Origin of the sequence: Anabaena sp. UHCC 0451 (genome assembly GCF_034931405.1) — a bacterium.
GTDB lineage: Bacteria > Cyanobacteriota > Cyanobacteriia > Cyanobacteriales > Nostocaceae > RDYJ01.
Genome location: NZ_JAYGHA010000012.1, coordinates 1 through 6,540, shown reverse-complemented (window position 1 = coordinate 6,540; position 6,540 = coordinate 1). Strand labels below are relative to the sequence as shown.

Sequence of the window (6,540 nt, the reverse complement as noted above, 5' to 3'; positions counted from 1 at the left end):
ATCCCTATATATTGCATACTTATAACTGGAGATCAAAACTTTGGGCATAGAATTACGCAGTTTCGTATTTCTAGACAACCTGCAACCGCAACACGCCGCATACATGGGAACAGTAGCCCAAGGTTTCTTACCATTACCGGGGGATACATCCCTGTGGATTGAAATCTCACCCGGTATCGAAATCAATAAAATTACAGACGTAGCCCTCAAATCTGCTTCCGTCCGTCCGGGAGTACAGGTAGTAGAAAGGCTGTATGGACTATTAGAAGTACATTCAGGCTCTCAAGGAGAAACACGAGCCGCAGGCCAAGCCATTTTAGCCTTGTTGGGAGTAAAAAAAGAAGACTGTCTCAAACCCCGTGTAGTTTCTAGCCAAATTATTCGCAATATTGACGCTTACCAAACCCAACTCATCAACCGCACCCGCAGGGGACAGCTACTACTCGCAGGACAAACTTTATATGTATTAGAAGTTGAACCTGCTGCTTATGCGGCACTAGCAGCCAACGAAGCCGAGAAAGCAGCGCAAATTAACATTTTAGAGGTGCAAGCGGTAGGAAGTTTTGGCCGACTTTATTTAGGGGGAGAAGAACGGGATATTTTAGCCGGTGCAGCGGGAGCGTTAGCAGCGATTGAAAATGTACCTGGTAGAGTTCCCCAAAGTCAGCGTCAAGAATAAAGGAGCAAAAATGGTAAATCAACAACATCTAACCTTACTAAAAGCAGGTGCTGTCACCTGGATAGAGTGGAGAAAGAAAAACTCTCAAATTGAATTAGACCTTAGCAACGCTAACCTAGAAGGGGAAAACCTCCGGGGTGCAAATCTTCAATGTGTGAATTTAACCAAGGTAAATTTAAGTCACGCTTTACTGGTGCGAACAAATTTGAGTGGTGCAAATTTAACTAATGCTAATCTTGCTCAAGCTAAGTTGATAGAAGCTAATTTGAGTGAGGCTAACTTGACTATTGCTAATTTGAGTGGTGCGATTCTGGAAAAAGCAAATTTGAATCAAATAAATTTAATCGGTGCTAATTTGAATGCAGCTAATCTCAGCAATGCAGTAATTACAGAAGCTAATTTAATTGGGACTGATTTTAGTAACGCCAACTTAAAAGATGCAGATTTAGCAGCAACGAAACTCATCCGCAGTAATCTTGGTTTTGCTAATTTGATTGGTGCTAATTTAATTACCGCTGACCTGAGTGAAGCAAATTTGTATGAAGCAGAATTAATGCAAGCTTATCTTTACAAAGCTAATTTTTATAAAGCAAATTTAACTAGAGTACATTTAGGAAGTTCATACTTATTTAAAGCTAACTTGAGTGAGGCTAATTTGACGAATGCTGATTTAAGTTGGACTAATTTAAGAGGTGCAAATTTAGCAGGTGCAAATCTCAGAGGTGCAAATCTTAGAGGTGCAAATCTTCAAGACGCTAACCTCATGGGTGCGAATTTGCAAGATGCGATTACTAAAAACCTGAATGTGTAGGGGTTTAGCTCATGCTTTACCCCTACCAATGTGCCAGTTGCGTAAGTCCTGACTCTTTATCTTTGACTAACCTATTAATTTCTGCCAACTCGCTGGACCAACAATTCCATCAGCAGTTAAACCATTTTGCTGTTGAAATCTCTTAATTGCCCCTTCTGTCTGGGGTCCATAAATACCATCTGGAGTAGCACCTACACGATATTGTATGTATCTCATTATCGCCCCAGTGGTTTGATTTCCTTGCACTAATCTTTTTGATAGTATCTGATTAATAGCATTCCATGTTGTGCTAGTTGCCATTCCTGTGGGAATAATTCCGACAATTCTTTGAAACTTTTCTACAGCAGAAGTTGTGGCTGGTCCTGTAAAGTTATCTTCAACCAAACGCCTATTATTTCTATCAGTTATTTGCAGTTGATTCAAAGCTTTTTGCAGTCGGAGAATAGTAGTATCTGTATTCTGTTCCTCATCTCGGACGGTGTTCACAGGGGCAGATGTTGCTGTTACTTTACCCGTTAAGCCTTTAACAATAGCATTAGCCATTGCTTCCCCATCATAGAGTTGCATATCTTTGGCTGAATCAATAAAGCAACATTCTACAAGAATTCCAGGCATATTTGTATTCCTCACTACGTACAAGTGAGAACCGTTCTTGACACCGCGATTAAAAAATCCTAACTTAATAATTTCATTTAATACAGGTTGGGCAATTTTCCTACCTGCATCACTCATAGCAAATATTTCTGATCCATTTGCTTTTCCATTGAAGGCATTAAAATGAATAGAAACAAAAACATCAACTCTGTTTCTATTTGCAGTATCACAACGTCTACCGAGAGATTGACTTACGGATCTAGCACTACTGGGTGTACAAGATATTGCTTCATGTCCCAGACTTCTTAACTTAGATATAACTTTATTGCCCACATCCATAGTTAAATTATCTTCAAATTTAATGCCTTTAGCTCCAGTATCTGGAGGACAATTATGTCCCATATCAATTCCAAATTTCATGGTGTATCCTCAACCTACTTTCAAAAGAAAAGATGTAATTAAGAAAATCGACTTTTCTGGGATTTTTTCACGTGATAAAAACCCAAAATTATGATATCACAGATCATAATTGCTCAAAATTGGCAGCAACTAGATATTTTATGTAATCACAATATAACTGGTATATTTCCAATTGCTAGGGAAAAAAGGCAAATTCAGTATTTTACTCTCTAGGTAGATATTCCCCCATTAGTCCGCAACAATGTTTAAGATCAAAGTAAATAAAGATATCATAACTGACTAGCATGAAACGTATTGTCTTAATTGCTGGATTTGAATCGTTCAACGCTGACTTGTACCGAAAAGCTGCTTTTTTGGCTAGTTCTCGCTGTGATGGGTTGGATATTCGGGTGTTTAGCGATCTCAATATTACCACCAACCCCTATGAAGTACAAGCCGCACTCCAAGGTGCTGATGTATTTTTTGGCAGTTTAATTTTTGATTATGACCAGGTTTTGTGGTTGCGGGAACATATCGCTAACATTCCTATCCGGCTTATTTTCGAGTCAGCACTGGAATTAATGAGTTTAACAAAGATAGGAGCGTTTTCTATCGGGGATAAACCGAAAGGAATGCCAAAACCCATTAAATTCATCCTTGACAAATTCAGCAACGGTAAGGAAGAAGATAAACTCGCAGGTTATATCAGTTTCTTAAAAATCGGACCCAAGTTATTAAAATTCGTCCCAGTCCAAAAAGTCCAAGACCTTCGCAACTGGTTAATTATCTACGGTTACTGGAACGCAGGAGGAACAGAAAATGTTGCCGCTTTATTCTGGACACTTGCGGAAAAATACTTAGATTTAAAAGTCGGTGACATCCCCGCACCCATTGAAACCCCCAACATGGGTTTATTACACCCAGATTATCAAGGGTTTTTTACATCACCAAAAGACTATCTAGAGTGGTATGAGAGAAGGGAACAGGGAACAGGGAACAGGGAACAGAGAAGAAAGAATTTACCAGTTATCGGAATTTTACTTTATAGAAAGCACGTTATTACTAAACAGAATTATATACCCCAATTAATTAGAAAATTTGAAGAATCAGGTTTAATACCCTTACCAATTTTTATCAACGGTGTAGAAGGTCATGTTGCTGTGCGTGACTGGATGACAACGGACTATGAAACCCAGCAAAGACAACAAGGAAATATTGAAACTCTTTCCCTTTCAACAGAAGCAGTTAAAGTTGACGCGATAATTTCTACTATCGGTTTTCCCCTAGTTGGTGGACCGGCTGGTTCAATGGAAGCGGGACGACAAATTGAAGTGGCAAAACGCATTCTCACCGCAAAAAATATCCCTTATATTGTTGCTGCACCTTTATTAATTCAAGATATTTATTCATGGACAAGACAAGGTATAGGCGGTTTACAAAGTGTTGTTTTATATGCACTTCCTGAATTAGATGGGGCAATTGATACCATTCCTTTAGGTGGTTTAGTAGGAGAAAATATTTATTTAGTTCCTGAACGAGTACAGCGTTTAATTAATAGGGTTAAAAACTGGGTTTCCTTACGCCAAAAACAAGCAGCACAAAGAAAAATTGCCATTATTTTATATGGCTTTCCTCCTGGTTATGGTGCTGTAGGAACTGCTGCATTATTAAATGTTCCTCGCAGTTTAATTAAATTACTTCATGCACTCAAAGCACAAGGTTATACAGTTGGCGAAATTCCTGAAGATGGAGAAGATTTAATTCGTCAAGTTAAAGCAGTAGATGAAGAAATGGAAACCTGGGAAAAAAATAAACCTTTCCCCACAGATGCTAATACCGTTAATGCTAGAAAATTAGAAAAATGGTTAGGATATCTCCGCACTTCTCGCATTGAAAAACAATGGAAATCTTTAACAGGTACGGGAATAAAAACCTACGGTGATGAGTTACATATTGGTGGGATAAATTTAGGAAATATTTGGATTGGTGTGCAGCCACCTTTAGGAATTCAAGGCGACCCGATGCGGTTAATGTTTGAGAGAGATTTAACTCCACATCCCCAATATGCAGCTTTTTATAAATGGTTGCAAAATGATTTTCAAGCTGATGCAATTGTTCATTTTGGAATGCACGGAACTGTAGAATGGTTGCCCGGTTCTCCTTTAGGCAATACTGGTTATTCTTGGTCGGATATTCTATTAGGAAATATGCCGAATTTATATATCTATGCTGCTAATAATCCTTCAGAATCAATTTTAGCAAAACGTCGCGGTTATGGGGTGTTAATTTCTCACAATGTGCCGCCCTATGGACGCGCTGGTTTATATAAGGAGTTGGTGAATTTACGGGATTTGATTGCTGAATATCGGGAAGACCCGGAAAAGAATTATCTGTTAAAGGAAGGGATTTGTAAGAAAATTGTTGATACTGGTTTGGATGTTGATTGTCCTTTTGATGATGCGAAAAGGTTGGGAATTCCTTTTACACCGGAAAATATCAGAATGTTTAGTAGTCATGCTTTTGACCATTATTTGGTGAAGTTGTATGAGTATTTACAAGTTCTAGAAAATCGTCTGTTTTCTTCTGGGTTACATACTTTGGGTGAAGCACCAAATCAGGAGGAGTTAACTGGTTATTTGGATGCTTATTTTGGGGAAGAAAACGAACCGCAGAGGCGCAGAGAACGCAGAGAGGAGGAGGAATTAATTACAGGGTTATTGAATCAGTCTACTGATGAGTTAACTAATCTTTTACGAGGTTTAAATGGTGAGTTTATTCCTCCTGCACCTGGTGGAGATTTGTTGAGGGATGGTGCTGGGGTGTTACCTACGGGCAGGAATATTCATGCTTTAGATCCTTATAGAATGCCTTCTCCTGCTGCTTTTGAAAGGGGTAAGGAAATTGCTAAGAAAATTATTTCTCAATCTTTAGAGGAAAATAAGAAATATCCTGAAACTGTGGCGGTTTTGTTATGGGGTTTGGATGCTATTAAAACTAAGGGTGAATCTCTTGGTATTCTGTTAGAATTGGTTGGTGCTGAACCTGTGAAGGAGGGAACGGGACGCATTGTTAGATATGATTTAAAACCTCTTTCTGAAGTGGGACATCCCAGAATTGATGTGTTAGGAAATCTATCTGGTATTTTTCGTGATAGTTTTGTGAATATTATTGAATTATTGGATGATTTATTTCAACGTGCTGCGGAAATTGATGAACCGGAGGAAATGAATTTTATTAGAAAACACGCTTTAGCTTTGAAAGCGCAAGGGGTGGAAAATTCTTCGGCGAGATTATTTTCTAATCCTTCTGGTGATTTTGGTTCTTTGGTTAATGATCGGGTGGTTGATGGTAACTGGGAAAATGGCGATGAGTTGGGTAAAACCTGGGAAAGTCGCAATGTGTTTAGTTATGGTAGAAATGATAAAGGACAAGCTAGACCGGAAGTTTTACAGAGTTTATTAAAAACGAGCGATCGCATTATTCAAGAAATAGATTCTGTTGAATATGGTTTAACTGATATTCAAGAATATTACGCCAATACCGGAGGTTTGAAAAAAGCCGCCGAACAGCAAAGCGGGAAGAAAGTTACAGCTAGTTTTGTGGAAAGTTTTTCTAAGGATACCACCCCTAGAAATTTAGATGATTTATTAAGAATGGAATACCGTACTAAATTATTAAATCCTAAATGGGCTAATGCAATGGCTAGTCAAGGTTCTGGTGGTGCTTTTGAAATTTCCCAACGGATGACGGCTTTAATAGGATGGGGTGGAACTGCTGATTTTCGAGATCATTGGGTTTATGAACAAGCTGCGGATACTTATGCTTTAGATGCAGAAATGGCGGAAAAATTACGCCAAGCAAACCCGGAAGCTTTTAGAAATATTGTCAGCAGAATGTTAGAAGCACACGGTAGAGGTTTGTGGGATGCTGATGGTAATAGGTTGGAAAAATTGCGTCAGTTATATGAATTGAGTGATGAACAATTGGAAGGAGTGACAGTTTAGAAAATTATAGATGTAGGTTGGGTTAAGCAACGCGCAACCCAACACATTTAGAG

4 protein-coding genes are annotated in these 6,540 nt (G+C 38.7%); 3 read left to right on the top strand and 1 reads right to left on the bottom strand.

The genetic code is table 11. The features are described from left to right. The first annotated feature begins 40 nt into the window (after positions 1 to 40). Together VB694_RS09965 and VB694_RS09960 are read left to right on the top strand one after the other, a co-directional pair. Complete coding sequence (locus VB694_RS09965; protein WP_323360162.1) at positions 41 to 679, top strand: hypothetical protein; 639 nt, start codon at positions 41 to 43, stop codon at positions 677 to 679. A gap of 10 nt (positions 680 to 689) precedes the next feature. After that, positions 690 to 1,490 carry a pentapeptide repeat-containing protein gene (locus tag VB694_RS09960; RefSeq protein WP_323360276.1) on the top strand — a complete coding sequence of 267 codons (801 nt, stop codon included), beginning with the start codon at positions 690 to 692 and terminating at the stop codon, positions 1,488 to 1,490. Between the two features lie 66 nt (positions 1,491 to 1,556). Here the strand turns inward: VB694_RS09960 and VB694_RS09955 are convergent, their stop codons facing one another. Continuing rightward, positions 1,557 to 2,504, bottom strand: a complete 948-nt coding sequence (locus VB694_RS09955) for an N-acetylmuramoyl-L-alanine amidase (RefSeq protein WP_323360161.1) — start codon at positions 2,502 to 2,504, stop codon at positions 1,557 to 1,559. A gap of 284 nt (positions 2,505 to 2,788) precedes the next feature. On the opposite strand from VB694_RS09955, the gene bchH reads away from it, so the two are divergent. Continuing rightward, positions 2,789 to 6,487, top strand: coding sequence for a magnesium chelatase subunit H (gene bchH / locus VB694_RS09950; RefSeq protein ID WP_323360160.1), 3,699 nt, complete (start codon positions 2,789 to 2,791; stop codon positions 6,485 to 6,487). Positions 6,488 to 6,540: the final 53 nt, after the last annotated feature.